This window comes from Calditrichia bacterium, from assembly GCA_020634975.1.
Lineage (GTDB): Bacteria > Calditrichota > Calditrichia > RBG-13-44-9 > J075 > JACKAQ01.
This window is the reverse complement of sequence record JACKAQ010000001.1, coordinates 3,483,003-3,502,736: the sequence shown is the minus strand read 5'-3', so window position 1 is coordinate 3,502,736 and position 19,734 is coordinate 3,483,003. Positions and strand designations below refer to the sequence as shown.

The window sequence follows — 19,734 nt, the reverse complement described above, 5'->3', positions numbered from 1 at the left end:
ATTGTTGTCCGGCGGTCCGGAGAATCGCTTTTGCCACTCATGACACCTACCCTGTGTTTAAATTATACGGCAATCCTTATTAAAATATCAAATTTTTATTGGTTCGAAATGTTAAAACCGCCCAATAACTGCTCCAACCGTGCTTGTTCAATATAATAACTGGAAAGCTCCTCGGCATAGTCCACTTCGGCATCCAGCAAGTCTTCCTGAGCATCGGTTATATCCTGGTTTGATGCGCGCCCCATATTAAACATGGAGGTCGCAAAAACCACTTTTTCTCTCGCTGCATCAATACTTTTTAGCAAAATTTTTAGGCGTTCGTTGCCGTTTCGCAAATTGCGGATTGCAGAACGGACGTTCAACAGTGTTACGCGGCGGGTATTTTCCAAAACCCGTTCGGTTTGGCGCTCGGCAATTACCGATTGCTGATATTCCGCACGTGCGCCAAAATTAAACAGCGGATACGATAACACAACTCTCCCGGTCAAATCGCGGTTGCGATTGTCCTGTGGGTCGCCATCATACAGTCGTGATAAACTTCCCTCGATAGCCAGATTAGGCAACCGGCTGTTTTTGGCAATTTTGGATTGAAATGCGTTTAGCTGAAGAGTGGCTTCTACCAATTGAATATCCGTGTTGTTTTTCTGTGCAACTTCCAACCAGTATGTTTCATCGATGGGTATGGGTCGGTATTCCAAAACGTTGAGTGCCAATTGAATCTCTTTTTCAAAAGCGACACCCATTGTATTTTTTAACTCATCGTAGGCATTTTGCAAATCCGCCTGGTTTTGAACAAGCTCCGCATAATCCTGTTGCAAAATAATTTCCGCACTCAAAATGTCCCGGCGGGTTGCCAGTTTTGCTTCCACTTTGGCTTCCGAAATGCGGATCAGCTGATTGTCCCTTTCGATTGCAGCCTCGGTTGAAGCAACCAGTTTGTTGAGTCGCAATACGTTGAAATATGCTTCTTTCACCGAAAATATCGTTTCCAGAATAGCACTTTTCAACCGGTATTGCTCGATTTGGAATCCGAGATCGGCCTGTTTGACATCGCTGTATGCCAAATCGTAACCAAACCCTTGCAACAAAGGTTGGCTAAACGCGATGGTCCATAATTTTCCCGGTTCATCGCTGCCGCGGCCAACATTGTCCGTACTGCGCGCCAGTTGATGCGAGAAAGAAATTGAGCCACCCATCGGCATTTTTTGAATTAGCGATAAATCCAGCTGGTCACTGGTGGTTTCTGCGCTGTCATTGCCAAGGGAGTCGATTTCCGTTTCCAGATTGCGCTCAGCAGAAAGCCCGATTTCAGGATAATAATTTTGTTTGCTGCCATATGTATCAAAATAAACGCGGTTATACTCCAGCCGGTCAATTTGTAACAGCAAATTGTTTTTCAAAGAAATTGCCACACAGTCGTCCAATGTTAACGGGCTGTTCAGCAATGTATCGATGGTTGATTTGTTCAGCGTGATTGTTTTGCTACTGTATGCGGAAACGATTCCGGCTTCACGTTCAAAATCGCTGTCCTGCGCAATAAGCGTTCCGGTTATCGCCGCGAAAAAGGATAAACAAATGAATAATGGTAGTAACTGTTGTCTGGCCATATTTGAAATTCACTCAAAAAATCGATGAATGGATAGATTTAATAGTAATAAGTCTGAGGGGAACTCAACGGAAACACATTGTGTATTTCCGTTGATAAACAGTTGTTCTTGCTACGGTTATCAGTCGAACATCACGGTTTTGAGTTTCGTTTCAGCGTTAAAAATCATCGTGTGTCCGAGTACGGTAATGGTCAGGTTTTTGATATCAATTTCCTGAATTTTACCGGTCCATTCAATTTCATTTCTCTCTTCATCTTTTTTCACTTCAATTTGCCCGATTTCGTTGGCCAAAAAAGTGCCGTCCTGCAAATAGGAACCTTCGATCTCGACGATCATTCCCTGTTTAATATCCGAAAACGATTTGATGACGTCGAATTTGTCTTCGTATTCAACATTATTATCAAAATGGATGGGCAACATCAGCATAAATGCGTTTTTCTTTTCCGGATCAACCCGGCTGATTTTGCCGTTAATTTCCCAATCATCTTCTTCCACTTCACCGTAAACCACTTCGATTTCCTGTAGCAAAACGGTAAAATCCGGCTGCACTACGCCTTCCAGTTCAACCCATTCGCCAACTTTCAGTTTGCTCAGGAATTTCTGATATTTTGCCGTATCCATTTGTTTTTGGGCAAACGCAGACTGAGCCATTGCCATAATCATTAAAAATACAATTGACAGAATTGCTGTCTTTTTCATAAACTGCTCCTTCGTTTAAGCATGTCGAATAATTATCTGAGAACTGTTTTCTGTATTTGTAAAACTTACGAAGCTAATATCGGGAGGCATGGTATCAACAATATCATCGCAATGTAAACAACATGTAACAAACGCAATTTGTGACGATGGATACATTTGAATCTACCGGCAGGCAATAAAAAAAGCCCCGAAAAACGGAGCTTTTTTATAAAATGGTGACAGGTTGAAGAGCGCCCTATGGCGTAATTTTTTACCGTTTCCGGATGGCTCTCCGCAAACGGATATATTCATTATTTTTCTGGAAAACGAGATTAGTTAATCATCAGATCATCTTCGAGATATTCTTCTGCTTCGTCATCTTCCAACAATGTATCTGTAAAAAAGAAGGCGTCCTGGAACAGTGTCAACAGTTCGTCCTGAGCAATTCCGTTTAGTTGATGACGTTCCGCCCAATCTTTCACAAACAGCCGGAAGTATTTTTGCATTGCTGCGGTGACGATTTGTTCTTTGGTTTCGATGTTTTGCATTTCGAGCATCATGGTCACTTCCTCTTCGTTTTAAATTCTGTGGGTAAGATACTGTCCTATTGCAACTATTATATTTCAATTATGTAAAAAGCATGTAACATTTAACTTTTTTTCGATGCTTTTATTTTTCTGCTATTTTCGTAAAAGTGCCACTTTTTTGCACAATTATGTTGTTTGTGGCAAGGGTTTTTGGGATTAAAATATGTCAAAGGTCTTTGTAAATACTTAATTTACGCGATCGTCGATGTTTTACAGAAATAATCTGCACTTATTTTAAATGCAACTAAAGGGCCAAAAAAAATGCGCAAGCCGAAGCCTGCGCACGTGTGAAGGGGATATGTGGATGTTATGGAGTTCTTCTTAATTTGGGTTTCCTAAAAACCGGAACATCTGCAGCGGATACATCTCGTTGAGGTGCCGGTCAAACTTTTCCAGCGTATTTCTGAAGTGCTCAACTGTTGGCTTGTTCCCGGTTTCTTCGAAATTTTCAACGGCTTTCTCAATTGCAAAGTAGGAATCGTGCAAAATGTTGAGCAGCGCTTTCTGGTCCATTGCGTCTAGTCCGCGTAAAATTGCCCATTCCGTAACATACGCCCGAAAATATTTCAAAACAGCGGCCTCAATCAACGCATTCTTCATGTCTTCTTTGACTTGCTTCATCTTCCTATTCCTAACCCGATAGTTCTTTTCTGGCAAAACCTTGGCTTCCAACTCCCGCGAAAGCTTTTTTACAAATTGGTTGAATCTCCAAAAAAGTTGGTAAAACACACGACTTACAAACCCTGTGATTGAAAAATGACGTTTTCCGCTGCAATCCTGCTTTCGTTATCATTCAATGCGCTTTCCGCTCCTTTGCGAGTGCTTAAATAGTCCCGCAAATGGTTTAGACAATTTTGAATCGAACTCGATTGCTCTTTTTTCTGTTGACCAATATTGTTTGAAATAAAAATAAAAGAATCTACCAGCGTATCGAGCAACTTCTCCTGATCTTCAAAATTCAACTGTTTTTCCTCAACCCAATCTTGCAAAAACAGTTTGAAATAATCTATTGCAGCCTGTTGTATTTGTTCCAAATCTTTCGTTCTGTTGTTATCTGTCATCCCGTTGACCTTACTTTCCCTTTTCCACCATGAATATGTTTTTAGATTGATCAAACGACATGCCATAATTTGAATTTAAAAAAGGAAATGTTGGATTAGAAATTTTCGATTGAAAAAATTGCAGGCGTAAATTGTTATAAAACAGTAGGATGTATAAAAACAATAAAAAACGGCAGCGATTTGTTTTACACAAACACACTGCCGTAAAATTGGATTTCAATCGCAAATGAATATTGAAATTGGGGCGAATTACCCAACCCGTTGCGGGATTTGACCCAACGGCATCAGCCTTTGAGGGTTGCCAACGGACGAACTTTTACAACGCCTTTGGCGATGTCGAATTGCTCCATCACATTCAGCACATTATCGATATTTTTGAATGCGCCCGGTGCCTGCTCCGTAACATCGCTGTTGCCGTAGCGATACAGCCGTATGCCACGAGATTGCATTTGTTCCAGCACCTGCGCTTCGCCGAATGCGGTACCGGCTTCCGGCTTGTCCAGCAATCTGCCCGCACCGTGATTGGTGGAGCAAAATGTGTGGTGTGCGCCTTCGGAAGCCACGGCAATGTAGCTGTCCGAACCCATCGATCCGGGAACCGGAATCGGTTGCCCTGTTTGCGAATACAACGGATGATCGCTCATATAACTTGCCGGTGCCGCCCAGTTTGCGCCGTTGCGGTGCACCCAAAATCTGCCGTTTACGTGATCTTCCTGCTGAACGGTGACGTGCGAGCTATCGAACATGAGTTTGGCGCGCATCTGTTTATCACCAAAAACCTCCCGCAGCGATTCCTGAATGTGGTAGGTAATCGCTGTGCGATTGACAAAACCAAAGTTGGCAACCGCCGAAACCGCCGTTAAAAAATGGCGCGCCGATGGCGAATCCGCCGGAATACCGTACAAATGCGGCGCCTCAAACCATTTTTGGCGATAGGGATCTGCCGGTTCAAAATCGTGCAACTCGGCTTTTTCCTGCTCTTTTTCAGCAAGTTTGTCCTCATCGTCTTCTTTGAATACCTGATTAAAAAAACGCATGGTGGAACCGCACATGCCGCCGGTTCCGGTGTGCAGCATCAGCACCAGTTGGTCCTTCGCAAGTCCAAGTTTTTCAGCGATTTGTGGGTTCAGCACATCGATAATTTTTTGTATTTCCAGAAAGTGGTTGCCGCCGCCGAGCACCCCGAAACCACGCCGTCCTTTTTTGAGCACGCTTTTGGGAATCGCCCATTCGATGTCATCCGGTGTTGCCGGATTTTCCCGGAAAAGGTTGCCGCGTTTTTCGTAATTCAGCAAATCTTCCTCCGGCAACCCGAAATAGCGCAACGCCCAATCGGCGCCGTTCAGCAACGCCGCAATCACTTCCTCGTTTTTGAGCACGGATTTTTCATGCTTTTTGGCAGGTACGCGCGCCATCACTTTTTCGTAAAATGCATCCATTTTCGATTGCGGGAAATCTTCCGCACTAAATGGCAGGCTAATAATCCGCATTCCGCAGTTAATCCCTTTGTCTACCGCAAACGGAATGATGTGATTTTTCGAAACCGTAACCAATCCGGTGGGCACAATGTTGCGGCTTTTGTAGTGCAAATCCGGCAGCGCAACCAAATATTCGTTCACTTCCGGCACCGCGCTGAGGGTTTCCAATGGTTGCAGCGCGCGTTCGTCGGGCATCAAATTATCATCCAGATAAAAATGGACCGGCACACCCGCCCCGTTGTGGTAGTTAACTATTTTTGCTGTTGTTTTTGGCAATTGCATGGTATCCATTAAAACATCCTCGCTCTCATCCGTTGAGGGTAAATCTGTAAAAAACATTAAATTGTGCGAACTGATTCAGGGGTCTGGATTCTGAAAATTTCAAACGTAATTTTTATCCTTTATCCTTTACCCTTTTCCTTTTCTTTATTGCAAAACAGCGCTGTGTTGCGCCAAATTAGCGATTTCCGCCACAACCGGCGGCACGCCGTTGGCGCGATCGATATTCAATTGAAACGCCGGAACATTGCGCAGCAATTCCTGCAACGTGCGGATGCGCTCCGCTGTGACCAGCGAATTTGCCGAATCCAGCAAATTGAGCGTCGCTGCGTACCAGTAATAATCATTCACTTCACGGGTGAGCTGGTTGTAATTTTCCAGCCGCCGGACCGCCAGCTCCGCAGAAACCGGGAACGATCCGCTGCTGTTGCTAAACTCCGGCAAAATAACCGCTGCTGCCGGACAGGATTCCGCCAGCAAATTTTCGTGAACGTGGAACATCTGTTTGGCGCGGGTGCCTTCGGGAAAATCTGTGGGATACACCGCGTCTTTCCGGTCGCCGAGCAGCGCAACGGAATTGTCATCCAGCCGGATCGGTTCGTAAAGCTGATACAGCTTGTTCGCATCGAAGAACACAAGATTTTCCGATAGCAATCGGGTATTTTCCTGCGTCAACAATCCGATGCAAGTAGTTGTTTTTCCTACACCTCCAACGCCACCGAGCACTACACCGTTGCCGTTCAGCGAAACGCCGGAAGCATGCATCACATATCGCCCGCGAAACTGCTCATTATACCAGATCATTGGGAAATAGAGGAAATATTTCAGTAAGCTGAAGTATTTTTCATAGCGATAATTCGGGTTGCGTTGCAGCTTTTTTTCGGGCAACTCGAAATAATGATCATAAGTAATCCGCAGTTGCTCGTCATCCATTTCCAGCAAAGTGACCATATTTTTGGTGCGGATGATGTCTGTCCATAGCAATTTTCCATCGATGCGAAACAGGCGTTTGCCAATTTTGTGCGCACCGCGATTCTCCGCCAGCGCCAGCAACGGGTATTCTTCCGCGCTGTTTTTGGCTTCCCGCCAATTGACATTAACCGAAATTTGCGGACGCGAAACGGCTTCCGCCACAACCAGCGGGCGAACGTGTTCGCGAATATGATTGATGATTGGCGCATGGTTGCAGTTGACCTCAACCACCACATCGTGCCAGCGAACCTGAACCGAAAAAACTGAATCGGACAATGGATTTACCTCCGGTGTTAATCCGTTAAGTCATTAAATTTTCTGAAGTTGAATAAAATTTGTTTGATCATTCGGAGATTCTTGCCTTCGCAGAAACAACTGTTCATTTTTCACTCATTCGTATGCGCAAAAGCGTTACTTTGGAGCAGGCGTCTCCGATTTTTTCTGTCTGAAAATAGTAAACTGCCAAAAAATTATTTTCTTAATTTTCTGCATCAACAACAAATTTATAGCCATAACCGCGAATGGTTTGGATGTGCCGGGGATGATCCGGCTCATCCTCCAGTTTTTTACGCAGCCGCAAAATGTGGTTGTCCACCGTTCGGGTGGTAACATACGATGTATCGTATGCGTCGTATTCCCACACATCTTCCAGCAATTTGTCGCGGGTGATCAGCTTGCCACGATTTTCGATAAAATATTCCAGCAGCCGGAATTCGCGATGGGTCAGCGAAACGTCATCGCCCGCTTTGCGGACAACGTGGCGCTCGAAATCCACCGCAACATCTCCAAAATCGAATGATTTCAGTGATGGTCCGTCCGAATTTTCATCTTTTTGCTGATACTCCACCCGCCGCAACAGCGCTTTCACCCGCGCAACAACTTCGCGCGGATTGAAGGGTTTGGTCACATAATCATCCGCGCCAAGTTCCAGCCCGAGAATTTTATCCATATCGTCATCGCGGGCGGTGAGCAGCATCAACGGAATGGTGATGCGCCGGTCACGCAATTTTTTGAGCACTTCGAAACCGCTCATTCCCGGCAACATAATGTCCAAAACAATCATGTCCGGCAAATCGCGCTCCGCTTTATCCAGCCCGATCTCGCCGGTGTTCGCGCACAACACCTGAAAATTTTCTTCTGAAAATGTTTTTTCCAGACCGAGCCGCACGGCGTCGTTGTCTTCGATCAATAAAATTTTTGACATGGCACCCGCATTATCTTTTTCAAATTGTAAGTGCGAATAATAAAATGATTTATAATCAAAAAAAGGGGTAGAAAAACCACCTGCATCACATTCGAAAACAGATTTTTTTTTGAAAGAAAAATAATTTATTCGGAAATCGGCAATTTTAGCGTGAAAACCGAACCTTCACCGTAGCTGCTTTCCACCGTAACAGCGCCGTGGTGTGCTTCCGCGATGCGCTTCACCAGCGGCAATCCCAAACCGGTTCCGGCGATGTTCGCGGCAGCTTTATCGTTGGCGCGATAGTAATCATCAAATATTTTTTTGAGATGCTGCCGCTTGATGCCGATCCCGCGATCCTGCACATCGATATTCACATATTTGCCGTTTTGGGATGCCCGAACTGTCACCGGTTTTTTGTCCGGCGAATATTTGATGGCGTTACCGATCAAATTGATCAGCGCCTGACTGATGGCGTTGCGATCCACCAGCACTTCCGGCAATTCCGCCGGCAATTCCAATTGAATTTCGATACCGCTCACATCCGATTGATAATTGAACGTATCGACAACCGAACGGATAATCGCTTCGGGCTCCTCGTATTCGAGTTGATATTGTTTATCGCCGCGCTCAAAACGGGCGAAATCCAGCACGTTATCGACCAATCGCGACAGCCGGTCGCTTTCCGTTCGGATGATGCGCAGGTATTTTTTGGCCTCCGGATCATCCTGCAGTTGCGCATTTTTCGATAAAAATTCGCTGAACATTTTGATGGACGTTAGCGGCGTGCGCAATTCATGGGTGATCGACGAAACAAAGGTTGTTTTCTGCATCGAAAGCCGCTGCTGTTTCCGCAAATTATAAACGATCACACCGGCACCAATCATCATTGCCAGCCACAGCGCAAAAATACCCCATAATTTGAGATACAACCACTGATCGCCGCCGCTGAGCAAGGGATTTTCCAACGTCGGATACAGCGCCAGTTGCCAAAAATCCAACGGATCGCGCATCTGTTGCACCGCCGCCGGACGGCTGATAATTTTTTCCGCATCGCCAAGCACAAAACTGCCTTCCTGATCGAGAATGCCGATGGTGACATCGCTCGGAAAATCGCCGAGGCTAAGAATTTGCGGAAACAATTGCTCGCGCAAATGCGCCAGATTGATTTCCAGTCCCAACGCCCCGCGAACGATGAAATTTTCATTTTCGCTCATCAGTAAATAGGCAACGAGGTAGGGTTGTTCTACCGCAAAATCGGAAAAATATTTAAATTTGGGGCGATAATTATTGCGTTTCAAAATGGCTTTGTTGAGGCGCTGATACAGTTTTTCAACAATGTAGGTTTCCCCGATGCTCTTCTTTTTTCGCTCCTGCAAATTTTGGTAAATTGACCGGAAATGTGCCTGCTCATCCGGCGTATACGCGCCGATCAGCTTTTTGAAATTCTGTTGAATGCGTTCGAGAAAAAACTCGTACTGCACGCGATTCACCTCGTCGGAGTTGTCCAGCAAATCCTGATACAAATCGAGCAGCGCCGGCATTGCCTCGTCCATCAACTGCATATTTTCCAACGTGTTAACACACACAAATTTTGCGTAAAAACGCAGATGCAAATTGTTCAGATCCCGGGCTTGCGGGTAGCGCCGGATGAGCCGTTGCGAGGTTTCGTACGCGCTTTTCCACTCCGCGCGATACAGGTGAATGCGTGAAATTTCGCTGAGCGCGATGGCACGCAAACGCGGCACGGGGAAATCCTGCTCAATTTTGTGGAAAATCGCCAGCGCGGAATCCGGCATGCTGCGGTTGAACTCAAACTCCTCTGCAAGCTCGGACAACCGGCGGAATTTCTGTAGCCATTCATCGAGATCAGACAGCGATTCGGCTTCCGGCGCGTTCAGCCGCACCGCACCCGGATGCAGCGATTTTGGAAAAACCACATCGCCATCACTTTGCACGAGAAATGCGGCATCCACCAGCGGATCTTCCGCGATCATCTGAATCAACAATTGCTGCTGTTCCGCCGGATCGGCATCGACAAAAATGGTCGGGCGCAATTGCTGTATCCAGCGATCGCTGAGCACTTCAAACTGATCGTAAAATTCGTCTTCTGCGAATCGCGCCAGCCGCAAATAACTTTCGCGGATGCGCTGTTCGTACGCCACTCGTTCGGATTCGATCGCCTGAACACTGAAATACGCCAGCATAATGCCGGGAATGACGATCAGCCCGATCAGCAACAACGCAAATTTCCACTGCCAGGACAGTTTTACCATTTACAATAGTTTTCCTGTTACAACTGTAAAATACATTATTACGATTGATACCTGTTCAGGTTGTCACCAGCACTTCTGTGTGCTGCAACACCCGCCGATACACGCCCAGCCATTCGTCGTGCTCGCGTTCCTGCGATAATTCGTCGATGCGAAGCCCCGCATTTTCGCCGAGTTGGCGGCGCAATCCGGGATTTTCGATCAACTCAACAAGCGCAGATTTGATGTCATCCGACGACGCAGGCGGCACCAAAATACCGTTTTCGCGATGCCGGATGATCTCCGGAATGGCACCGGTTGTGCTGCCGATAACTGCTTTTTTCATCGCCATACCTTCCAGCATCGATAGCGGGCAACCTTCGGAAAAAAGCGAAGGAAAAACCATAATGTCAAAGAGCTGCAAATAATCCGCAATTTCCTGATGGGGAATCCGGCCGGTGACGATCACACGATCTTCCAGCCCGTTCTCCCGGAAATACTGCAGATGCGGCTCGCGGTCTTCTTCTTTAAAATAATCACCGGCGAGCAGCAAAGTAAATTCATATTTGTGTTTTAATTCGCCGAGCGCCTTGCACAAATACACCATCCCTTTTTTGTAGCGAAACAATCCCATCGAGCCAATCACCAGCCCGTTGAGCGGCAAATTCGGACGTTTTTTGGGCGAGAGATGCTCAAAATTGATGGAATTGAGAATGGTTTTCGCTTTGTCCGAAATAGGCGTTATGGCGCGGTCGCCCAAATCCAGTAAACTGGTTGCGACAGAGGTGATAAAATCGGCGTTTTCCATCGCGGATTTGACCAGAGGCATGCGGATGGGATCGAACACATATTTGCCGATATCGTTGCCGCGCACCGAGGCAATCACCTTTTTGCCGTGCATTTTCCCGACCATTCCGGCAATATACGCTGCTGGATAGAGAAAAAAGCCGTGCAGCACATCGTAATTATATTTTGATTGGAAAAAATTGAGCGCGTCGAACATTTCCCGATTGTAACGGGTGAGAATTTCCAGCTCATTTTTGCCGCTATCCGGACCCGGATTATACACTTTTACCCGGTGAACCAGCACATTGCCTTCCTGTGTGGATGTGTAGCTTTCGTCAAACGGCAGCGGTTCGGCATGTTTCTGGAATGCCACAACGCTAACGTTCATTCCGCGATCCGCCAGCATATTTGCCACACGATGGGCGGAATGCCCCACACCACCCAGTTGCGGCGGATATTGTCCGGTTACAATGCATGTTTTTGTCATTTGATAAACCTCTATTTTTCAGGCAGTTAAACCAGCCTGCCTCCCATGAATATTTCGATTGATGTACTAAATCAGGCTTTCAGCGATTTCACAATGCCAACCACTTTTCGGGCGTTGTTTTGCCAGGTGCGTTCTTTTAACACCCAGGTTTTGGCGTTTTTGCCGAGCCGTTCGCGCAACCGGGTATCGGTGGTGAGTGTGGTGAGCAAATGCACCAGTTGGTTCACGTTCCCGGGTTCGAAGAGCATCCCGGTTTCGCCGTGATGCACGATCGATTTCACTTGCCCGATTTTCGCGCCGATCGTTGCGATGCCCATTGCCATGTATTCAAAAATTTTGATCGGCGAAAAATAGAAATTGTCGTGCGGAATATACGGCGCTGCGGCGATATCCATTGCCGCGAGATAGCGCGGAATTTCGCCGTAAGTGACTTTTCCGGTGAAGGTTACCCGTTGACTGATGCCCGAATGTGCCGCCAGTTTTTCCAGATTTTCGCGCTCCGGTCCGTCCCCGACGATCAGCAGATGCAGATCGGGCAGATCCGTGTGCACCTGCAAAAAGGCTCGCAACAGCGTTTCCGTGCCGTGCCAGTTTTTCAGGCTCCCGACAAATCCGGCAACGGTTTTGTCCTGCAATCCCAATGTTTCGCGAACGCTATCCCCGTTTTCCGGGATGTCAAAACGCGCCGGATCGACCGCGTTTGGCACAACTTCGATTTGATCGGAATTAACGCCGCAACTTTTCACAAATTCACCCAGTTCATCTGAAACCACCAGCACCCGATCGGTCGACTGGAAAATCTGTTTTTCCATTTGGAGTGCAAAATGTTTCATTTCCAAACCGCGCATGCGCTCCTGCTCGAAAGCCAGCGGCGCGTTCACTTCCAGCACGTGCGACACGCCCAGATTTCGCGCGAGGCGAATACCGGTCATGCTGAACAGCGCGTATCGTTCGTACACAAAATCGATGTTTTCCGCAGCGAGATAGCCGTCAATCGCATCGTATAACGCTTTATTATACAACAAGTTACGAATTTCGTGGCGGAGCCGCGTATCGGCTTCCAGCAGTTTGTCCACCTGCCGCAATTCGCGGATGATCGACACATGCAACGGCGTCGGCAGCACGGAAACGCAGGTGAGTTTACCCAACTGCGGATCGTCCGGCAATTCCGCTTCCGGCGGCGGAATTACGATTTCGTACGCCGCAGTTGCGTCGATGCCTTCTTCACCAAAATTGCTGTTTTTCTCGTCATCTTTGCCACGGTGCATCGCCGGCGAAATAATGTGGACGTTGTGCCCTTCCCGGCGCATCGCCCGCACCATCTCCCGAACGTGGATGGACGCGCCTTTGTAGCCAAATACCGGCACACCAAAATCGGTGGTGATGTATGCAATGTTCATTGATATTCCTTTATCGTTGTTTTCAATATTGTGTCGCGGTAATGTTTTCTACGGCGTTTCGTGAAACGCCGCTACATTTTCAAATGGCCCAGCCAGCGCCGGGCAACGTCCACGACTTCTTTGCGCATCTCGCGAATCGCGGTGACGTCGTAATGTTTCACCGGTGATAAAATTTTGGTGATCAGAAATGTCAGTGCGTACCACGCCAGCCGGTTTTTTGGGCACTCCCACGGCACTTGCGCGGCATAACTGTCGAAGAAAATATTGGCCGCATCGCGGAGTTCGTCATGCGGAATATTGCTCGAAAATCCCAACATTTGCAGCGAAATCATGAATTCCGCAACATCGGACAGCGGATCGGCGTTGGCAAATGCATCGAAATCGACCAGCGCAATCTCGCCGGTGTCGCGGATGAGCATTTGCTCCAGACGGCAGGCACCGTGCGTCGGTGTTTTCGGGATGTCCGCTCCTGTCCATTTCACCCCGGAATTGTTCAGATAATACAAAATGGTGGCGGTCAAATTATTGTATTCCGGCAAATAATGGGTCAGCACCGTGGCATCTTCCGTGGCGATGTTGAGCATTTTTTCGATAGTCGGCCCTTCCGGTAATTCGGGGATTGCCTGTTTGTGGAAATTCGCCAAAATGCCCGCCAGTTTGGGAAAAAGCGCTTTTCTGTCGTAATTGCGAAAGATATCCACCAGCGATGTGCCGCCCCAATCGACTTGCCAAAACGTATTGTAGCCTTCCAGATAACGCAACGGACGCGGGATTTCCACAGCGCCGCTGCGATGGGTCAACTGTTCGTACGCGGCATCCAGCAGTTGGAAATACAGCCGGCTGTGGCTGTCGCTATACATTTTGTGGAAAAACGTAAGCGGGCGTTTTTCGCCGGATTCACTTTCGAACAGACAGCGATAGCGGAGCACGCAGCGTTTGCCGGGCATGTGTTTGATGCGATCGAACGAGAATTCGTCGCAACGCCAGTTGCGGGCTTCAGCTTCCGGCAAATCGAGCAATAGCGCCGCATGTTCGTTAATTTGCGATTTCATAAAACCCGGGTCAACTGCGTCCGGCATGCGTTTCATTTTGGGATCGTGCGGGAACAGCCACAGTATCATTTGCAAATCATCCAACTGGCTGACTGGCGGAAAATCCTGCAAAAACGGCTGCACCACCCGCGATGTTTTGACGCGCTTTGCCGCCCGCTCGAACCGTCCGGTTGCGCTGCCTTGCGGAATCATCAGCCCGTACAACCATTCATGAAACACGGTGCCGTTACCATTGTCGAACACCAGACGGTAGTTGACCCCGCATTGTTTTTCCGGGTGATAATACACTTGCCGAATGTGACATTCGCTCAACTTAAATTCGAAATTTGGCAGGTGCTCGCGAAAATGTTCCGCCAACCGCTGGCGCATTTGCTCTGCATCCATTGCTGTTGGCAACAGCGGCAGCAACCGGTCGTCAATATGCGCCGATTTCAATTTCAGCGAATGGGCAACCGTTGTTTGCTTTCCGTTTTCTACCACAATTTCCGGACGTCCAAGAGGTAATTTTTCCAACATCAAATCCCTGTAATTATTAAAATTAGGATCAAATCAATTTGATTTTTTCATCGAGCACTTTTTCGGACATTTCCAACAGTTGGTCGATCATTTCGTCATAATTTTTCTTCGCCATTTTGATGCATTTTTTGGCCTGTTTGCCCATCAGCAGCGCGGCAACTTGCCAGTGCAACACATCCGCCGGTAATCCCCACGGTGCATTTTCGCGATAGGCGTCGCAAAAAGCGTTGATCGCCCGCATCGCCTGCGGTTCGGTAATTTTGTCGCGCAGCGGCAGATACATCAAATGCGCCACAAAACTGGCAACATCGTAAACGGGATTTCCATTCAGAAATGCGTCGAAATCGATGAGCGCAAGCTGCTGTTCGACCAGCAACACTTGCGAGAGCCGGAACGCACCATGAATCGGTCGCTCCGGTAACTGCGGCAATGTCGGCATTTGCGCCAATAATTTTTCAGTAATCGCATCAACTCGGGTGGTGAATCGCGCATCAAATTTGCTGAGTGTATCCTGCGATTTTACCACCTGAAACATGGTTTGGCGATCGGAACGTTCGGTCAATCCACCAATGTCCACCTGCTGCATGCCCGCCAAAATGGCGCCGGTTTCCGCGCAAATTTTTTCGAGATCGATTTCGTCCAGCCGTTCGTCCATGTTTATTCCTTGCAAATCGCTCATAAAAAGGGCGTTCCATTCGGGAACAAACAGCAGCGGTTCCGGCACCAACACCTGCCGGCGGCGACTCATTTCTGAATCCCACAGCGATTTCGTGGTGTTGTAAATAATCCCGGCATTGACCCGCCGACCAAAAATTTTGCCATACATCCGGTGATGGCTGCCGTCCGACAGCGTGTAATCGTATCGCAAAGTGCAACGGGTTTGCGGCACGTATTTGACAATTTTGATTTTCAGGGTGTCAACGGATAACTCAGCCGGAATGTGAAACTGCTCGCGATATTCGTGCATTACTTTCCGAAAAGTCGATTCATCGAGCATGCGCTGCAATCTGGGTAATTTGGGATCATTGGGAAAGCCCCACATAACCATATCGAAATCGGGGAAAAAATACAATCCAGGCCCATATTTTGGCGTAAGCAGCGGACGCTCCAACGCCCGGCGATACATTTGGTACGCCTCGTTTGCCAAATCGAGATATCCGAAAAATATCTGTTTTCCCTTTTCACCGGTGCCGTGATCGGTGATTTGCATTTCGTAACAAATCCAGGCGTTTTGCCCGGGCAGATAGCGGTACCGCAACATTTTTATGTAGGTAATTTCCAGTTGGCCACTTTCGAATGCCGGCAATCGTATCTGGAAAAAACGCCTGGCGGCATTCATATCCGTCAACAATCCCAGTTGAGGAAATTTTTTATCTGCGGGTAGTTTTGCAATTCTAACCATTTTTCAAATAGCAATCCAAATACGTTGATGTTGATAGTTAAACTGTTTTCGAAATCACTTAAATATCACTCGATGAGATTCCTGCCTCCGCAGGAATGACCATCAAATCTGGCGATCAACCATTGTAAATATTATCTTTACGGCTTTAGCGGCGCTGTTTCGGCGATACCCGAAAGCTCCGGTGCGGTATCGATGCCCATACCGAATTGCCAGCGACACAGTTGGCGATAGGGTTCGCAATTTTCCAGCAATTCATCGTGTTTGCCCAATCCAACCATTTGCCCTTTGTCGAGCACCAAAATTTTGTCTGCGTCGCGAATGGTGGACAATTTGTGGGCAATCACAAAAGTGGTTTTGCCCCGGGTGAGCACATTTATCGCGTCGTGAACCAGCGATTCCGATTTGGCATCCAACGCGGTGGTCGGTTCATCGAGAATCAAAATCGGCGTATTGCGGATCATCGCACGGGCAATGTTGATGCGCTGCTTCTGACCGCCGGACAAATTTTCGCCGCCTTCCTCAATCATCGTTTCGTAACCGTTGGGCATATTTTCGATGAAATCGTGCGCCTGTGCCAGTTTCGCTGCGCGGATAATTTCTTCGGTGGTCGCGCCTTCTTTTCCAAATGCGATATTTTCCGCAACAGATTTGTAAAACAATTGCGCTTCCTGCATCAAAATGGTGATTTGGTCGCGTAAGCTTTTTATTTTCAATGATTTAATATCGTGATTATCAGCAGTAATTCGCCCGGTTTGGGGATCGTAAAAACGCATCAGCAAATTAATAATGGTCGATTTTCCGGCGCCACTGTGCCCGACCAACGCTATCGTTTCGCCCGGTTCCACGGTGAAAGACAAATTGTTGAGCACAATTTTATTGGTGTCGTAACCGAAAGTGACGTTTTCGAACGCCATTCGTCCGCTGAATGGCGGCGCTTCCAACGCATTTGGCGCGTCGGCAATTTCCTGATGGGCGTTAAATAATTCCAGCAATCGCCGACCGGAAACCTGCGCTTTGCCGATTTCCAGAATCATTTCCGCCAATTTGCGGATTGGTCGATACAAATTTCTCACATAATAGGTAAACAACACCAGCGTTCCCGGCAGCAGCACACCGTCTAAAACCAGCCATCCGCCGTAAGCCACAACAATTGCCATTCCCAACGCCATGATAATATCGTTCAATCGCTGGAAAATTTTGGACAGGCGCATCGCTTCAATCTCATGTTCCAGCCCTGCGCGGTTCAATTCAGAAAAACGGGTGTGCTGGTCGTCCTGCCGTCCGTATGCCTGAATCAGCGCCATCGCGGAAACGTTTTCGGAAATCACTTCGCTGACATCGCTCTCTTTTTTACGTTTTTCTTCAACGGCATCTTCCACATTTGAGCCGTAAATCCGGTTGTAAATATAGATCACCGGGATAATCACCGATGCCAGCAGTGCCAGTTTCCAATTGTAATAAAACATGATGCCCAAATGAGAAAAAATCACCAGAAAACGGTGAATAATCGTATCGGGAAAAATGACCAGAACGGTTTGCAATTTGGTGATGTCCGATGTCAATCGATACAGCAGATCGGACGAGCTCTTTTTTCCGTGGAATGACAGCGACAGCGACTGCAATCGCCGGAATATTTTTTCGCGGATTTCTGCGGTCATTTTTTCGCCGACGGTCAGCAAACCAACCTTATGCATGTATGAAACCATCATTTGAATGACGCGCAACACCACATAGCTGACCACCAGAAAAAGCAATAATGTGATCAGATCGCTGCCGATGTACGGCACCAAAAATTGTGCTTCCGGCGGCAATGGCGCTTTGAGAATAACGTAATCGAGAATCAATTTGATCGGCCACGGCAACAGCAACGCAACCAGAATTCTGGAAATCAGTCCGGTGTACGAAACGAGCAGCAACTTCCAGTGATGTCGGTAAATATTACTGAACGATTTGTAAATCTGGATCAGTGTGCGGTAGTTAAATCCGGATTCGGACTTCCCTGATTTATTTTTCTGTTTCCCTGCCATTAAACCTTTAACGCCTTCTCTTTTTTATCTTTTTTGTTTTTCTTTTCTTTTTTGTCTGAGGATTCTGCGCTGCCGGAAATAAACTGCAGTTCGTAAAATTCCCGGTATTCGGGGCTGTTTTCCATCAATTCCTGATGGGTACCTTGTTTGGCGAGCAACCCTTTTTCCAACAACAAAATGCTGTCTGCGCGAATAATATTGTGCAACTTGTGTGCAATGATAAACGCGGTTTTACCTTCAGTCAAATGCTCGATGGCCTGGTTAACCAGATATTCAGTTTTGGCATCTAATCCGGTGTGCGGCTCATCCAAAATGACAATCGGTTTATTGCGGATAATTGCCCGGGCAATGTTGATGCGCTGGCGCTGACCGCCGGATAAATTGTCGCCCCCTTCGTCGATAACTGTATCGTACCCGTTGGGCATTTTCATGATAAAATCGTGTGCTTCCGCCAGTTTGGCAGCGTGGATAATTTCCGCTTCGGTGGCATCCGGTTTCCCGAAAGCAATATTCTCGCGGACGGACATGCGGAACAATTTGACATCCTGCATCAGAATGGTGATTTGATCGCGCAATGAGCGGATCGTGAAGCTGCGAATATCCTGTCCGTCGATGCGGATTTGCCCGGTTTGCGGATCGTAGAATCGCAAAATGAGGCTGATTATCGTCGATTTTCCCGCACCGCTGTGCCCGACGAGGGCAACGGTTTGCCCGGCTTTTACATCGAAACTGAGGTTTTGCAGCACCGGTTTTCCGTTCCGGTAAGCAAACCCGACGTTGTCGAAAGTGACATCACCGCGAACCGCCGGCGCTGTTTGGGCATTTGTATCATCTGCCACAACATCATCATTTTCAACAAGTTCCAGCATGCGTTCACCGGAGGGCAGCGATTTGGATAAATCCATAAATACTTCGCTGAGCTTTTCGATAACGCCGTTCATTTGTTGCAGATAAGCCACAAAAACCACCAACGTTCCCGGCAAAATAACACCGCCGAGCGCATACACGCCGCCAAAATAGAGGACACCGGCAATCGCCGCGACAATCATAAAATCCGATACGCGCGAATACGATTTGAATATTTTCAAAAATTTTAGTTTCTCTTTCAGGCTGGCGCGATTTTGTTCTTCGAAGCGGGAAAATTCGCTGCTTTCGCGACCGTACGCCTGCACCAGCATCATCGAGGACATATTTTCCTGAATAATCGACGCCACTTCGCCTTCCACTTTGCGGCGGCGGGACATCGCTTTTTTCATTCCGTTGCCAAACATGAATGTAAAAATCGCCAGCAGCGGCGTGGTGCACAGCGCGATGAGCGCCAGCTTCCAGTCCAGCAACATCAGCATGATGGAATAGCCGAGGTAGGTAAATAAATATTGCGAAAAATCCTGCGGAAATTTGATGAGCAAATTTTTCATCCGGTCGTTGTCGGACGTGAGCAAATATATGAGATTTCCGCTCCGCGATGAGTCGTGAAACGATAGCGATAATCTCTGCAATTGAGCGAATGTGCGTTCGCGAATATCCGCATTTATGCGATCGCCGGTGCTGGACACCCAAAATTTGTTGATGTACGAAAATATCGATCCGAGCGTTGCGAGCACAATAATCATCAACGCCATAAACGCCAGCAACAGTTTGGGTTCGATGAGCACTATCGGTTCCAGAAAACTAAGCATCGCTGGCATCGGTTCGCCCAAAATAATGTAATCGAGAATAATTTTGAGCGGCCAAGGTTCCAAAACCGCCATCCCGATTGACAAAAACAGGCACATATAACTACTGACCAACACTTTTATGTACGGCTTATAGTGACGACCGAACACCCGGTACACCCGAAAGAACACCCGGGAATCGATCTTGTTTTTTTCCTTTTTTTTGCCCATTTTTCGCAGCATGGACAAATCTTCAAAAAACTTCAACTAAGGCATCCTCCGTATGTAATCACAAATCGCGTAACGCTCAAC

At 47.4% G+C, this 19,734-nt stretch carries 15 protein-coding genes; all 15 read right to left on the bottom strand.

All coding sequences use genetic code 11. The annotated features are described in order from the left end of the window. Positions 1–95 precede the first annotated feature (95 nt). Positions 96–1,607 carry a TolC family protein gene (locus H6629_14065; GenBank protein ID MCB9068921.1) on the bottom strand — a complete coding sequence of 504 codons (1,512 nt, stop codon included), beginning with the start codon at positions 1,605–1,607 and terminating at the stop codon, positions 96–98. A gap of 120 nt (positions 1,608–1,727) precedes the next feature. Further along, positions 1,728–2,306: a hypothetical protein gene (locus tag H6629_14060; GenBank protein ID MCB9068920.1), complete on the bottom strand. Its 579-nt coding sequence runs from the start codon at positions 2,304–2,306 to the stop codon at positions 1,728–1,730. A 311-nt stretch (positions 2,307–2,617) separates the two neighbouring features. Next, positions 2,618–2,845: a hypothetical protein gene (locus H6629_14055; protein MCB9068919.1), complete on the bottom strand. Its 228-nt coding sequence runs from the start codon at positions 2,843–2,845 to the stop codon at positions 2,618–2,620. Between the two features lie 348 nt (positions 2,846–3,193). Continuing rightward, complete coding sequence (locus H6629_14050; GenBank protein ID MCB9068918.1) at positions 3,194–3,493, bottom strand: hypothetical protein; 300 nt, start codon at positions 3,491–3,493, stop codon at positions 3,194–3,196. A 113-nt stretch (positions 3,494–3,606) separates the two neighbouring features. Continuing rightward, positions 3,607–3,999, bottom strand: coding sequence for a hypothetical protein (locus H6629_14045; GenBank protein ID MCB9068917.1), 393 nt, complete (start codon positions 3,997–3,999; stop codon positions 3,607–3,609). Between the two features lie 218 nt (positions 4,000–4,217). Beyond that, the gene (locus H6629_14040; protein ID MCB9068916.1) at positions 4,218–5,702 is read right to left on the bottom strand and encodes an RtcB family protein; all 1,485 of its coding nucleotides are present in this window, start codon (positions 5,700–5,702) and stop codon (positions 4,218–4,220) included. 135 nt (positions 5,703–5,837) lie between these two features. Beyond that, the gene (locus tag H6629_14035) at positions 5,838–6,938 is read right to left on the bottom strand and encodes a hypothetical protein (protein ID MCB9068915.1); all 1,101 of its coding nucleotides are present in this window, start codon (positions 6,936–6,938) and stop codon (positions 5,838–5,840) included. Between the two features lie 202 nt (positions 6,939–7,140). Then, the gene (locus tag H6629_14030) at positions 7,141–7,866 is read right to left on the bottom strand and encodes a response regulator transcription factor (GenBank protein ID MCB9068914.1); all 726 of its coding nucleotides are present in this window, start codon (positions 7,864–7,866) and stop codon (positions 7,141–7,143) included. Between the two features lie 125 nt (positions 7,867–7,991). Then, complete coding sequence (locus H6629_14025) at positions 7,992–10,121, bottom strand: hypothetical protein (protein MCB9068913.1); 2,130 nt, start codon at positions 10,119–10,121, stop codon at positions 7,992–7,994. Positions 10,122–10,176: 55 nt separating this feature from the next. Beyond that, on the bottom strand, positions 10,177–11,370 hold the full coding sequence (locus H6629_14020; GenBank protein MCB9068912.1) for a glycosyltransferase family 4 protein: 1,194 nt from the start codon (positions 11,368–11,370) through the stop codon (positions 10,177–10,179). Positions 11,371–11,441: 71 nt separating this feature from the next. Beyond that, positions 11,442–12,770: a glycosyltransferase family 4 protein gene (locus H6629_14015; GenBank protein MCB9068911.1), complete on the bottom strand. Its 1,329-nt coding sequence runs from the start codon at positions 12,768–12,770 to the stop codon at positions 11,442–11,444. 71 nt (positions 12,771–12,841) lie between these two features. Continuing rightward, positions 12,842–14,335, bottom strand: a complete 1,494-nt coding sequence (locus tag H6629_14010) for a hypothetical protein (GenBank protein MCB9068910.1) — start codon at positions 14,333–14,335, stop codon at positions 12,842–12,844. 31 nt (positions 14,336–14,366) lie between these two features. Next, positions 14,367–15,740, bottom strand: coding sequence for an aminoglycoside phosphotransferase family protein (locus tag H6629_14005; GenBank protein ID MCB9068909.1), 1,374 nt, complete (start codon positions 15,738–15,740; stop codon positions 14,367–14,369). 137 nt (positions 15,741–15,877) lie between these two features. Beyond that, a complete protein-coding gene (locus H6629_14000) occupies positions 15,878–17,767 on the bottom strand; it encodes an ABC transporter ATP-binding protein (protein MCB9068908.1) in 1,890 nt (629 codons plus the stop codon). After that, positions 17,767–19,689 carry an ABC transporter ATP-binding protein gene (locus tag H6629_13995; protein ID MCB9068907.1) on the bottom strand — a complete coding sequence of 641 codons (1,923 nt, stop codon included), beginning with the start codon at positions 19,687–19,689 and terminating at the stop codon, positions 17,767–17,769. The genes H6629_14000 and H6629_13995 overlap by 1 nt, the downstream gene beginning before the upstream one ends. Between the last annotated feature and the right edge of the window lie 45 nt (positions 19,690–19,734).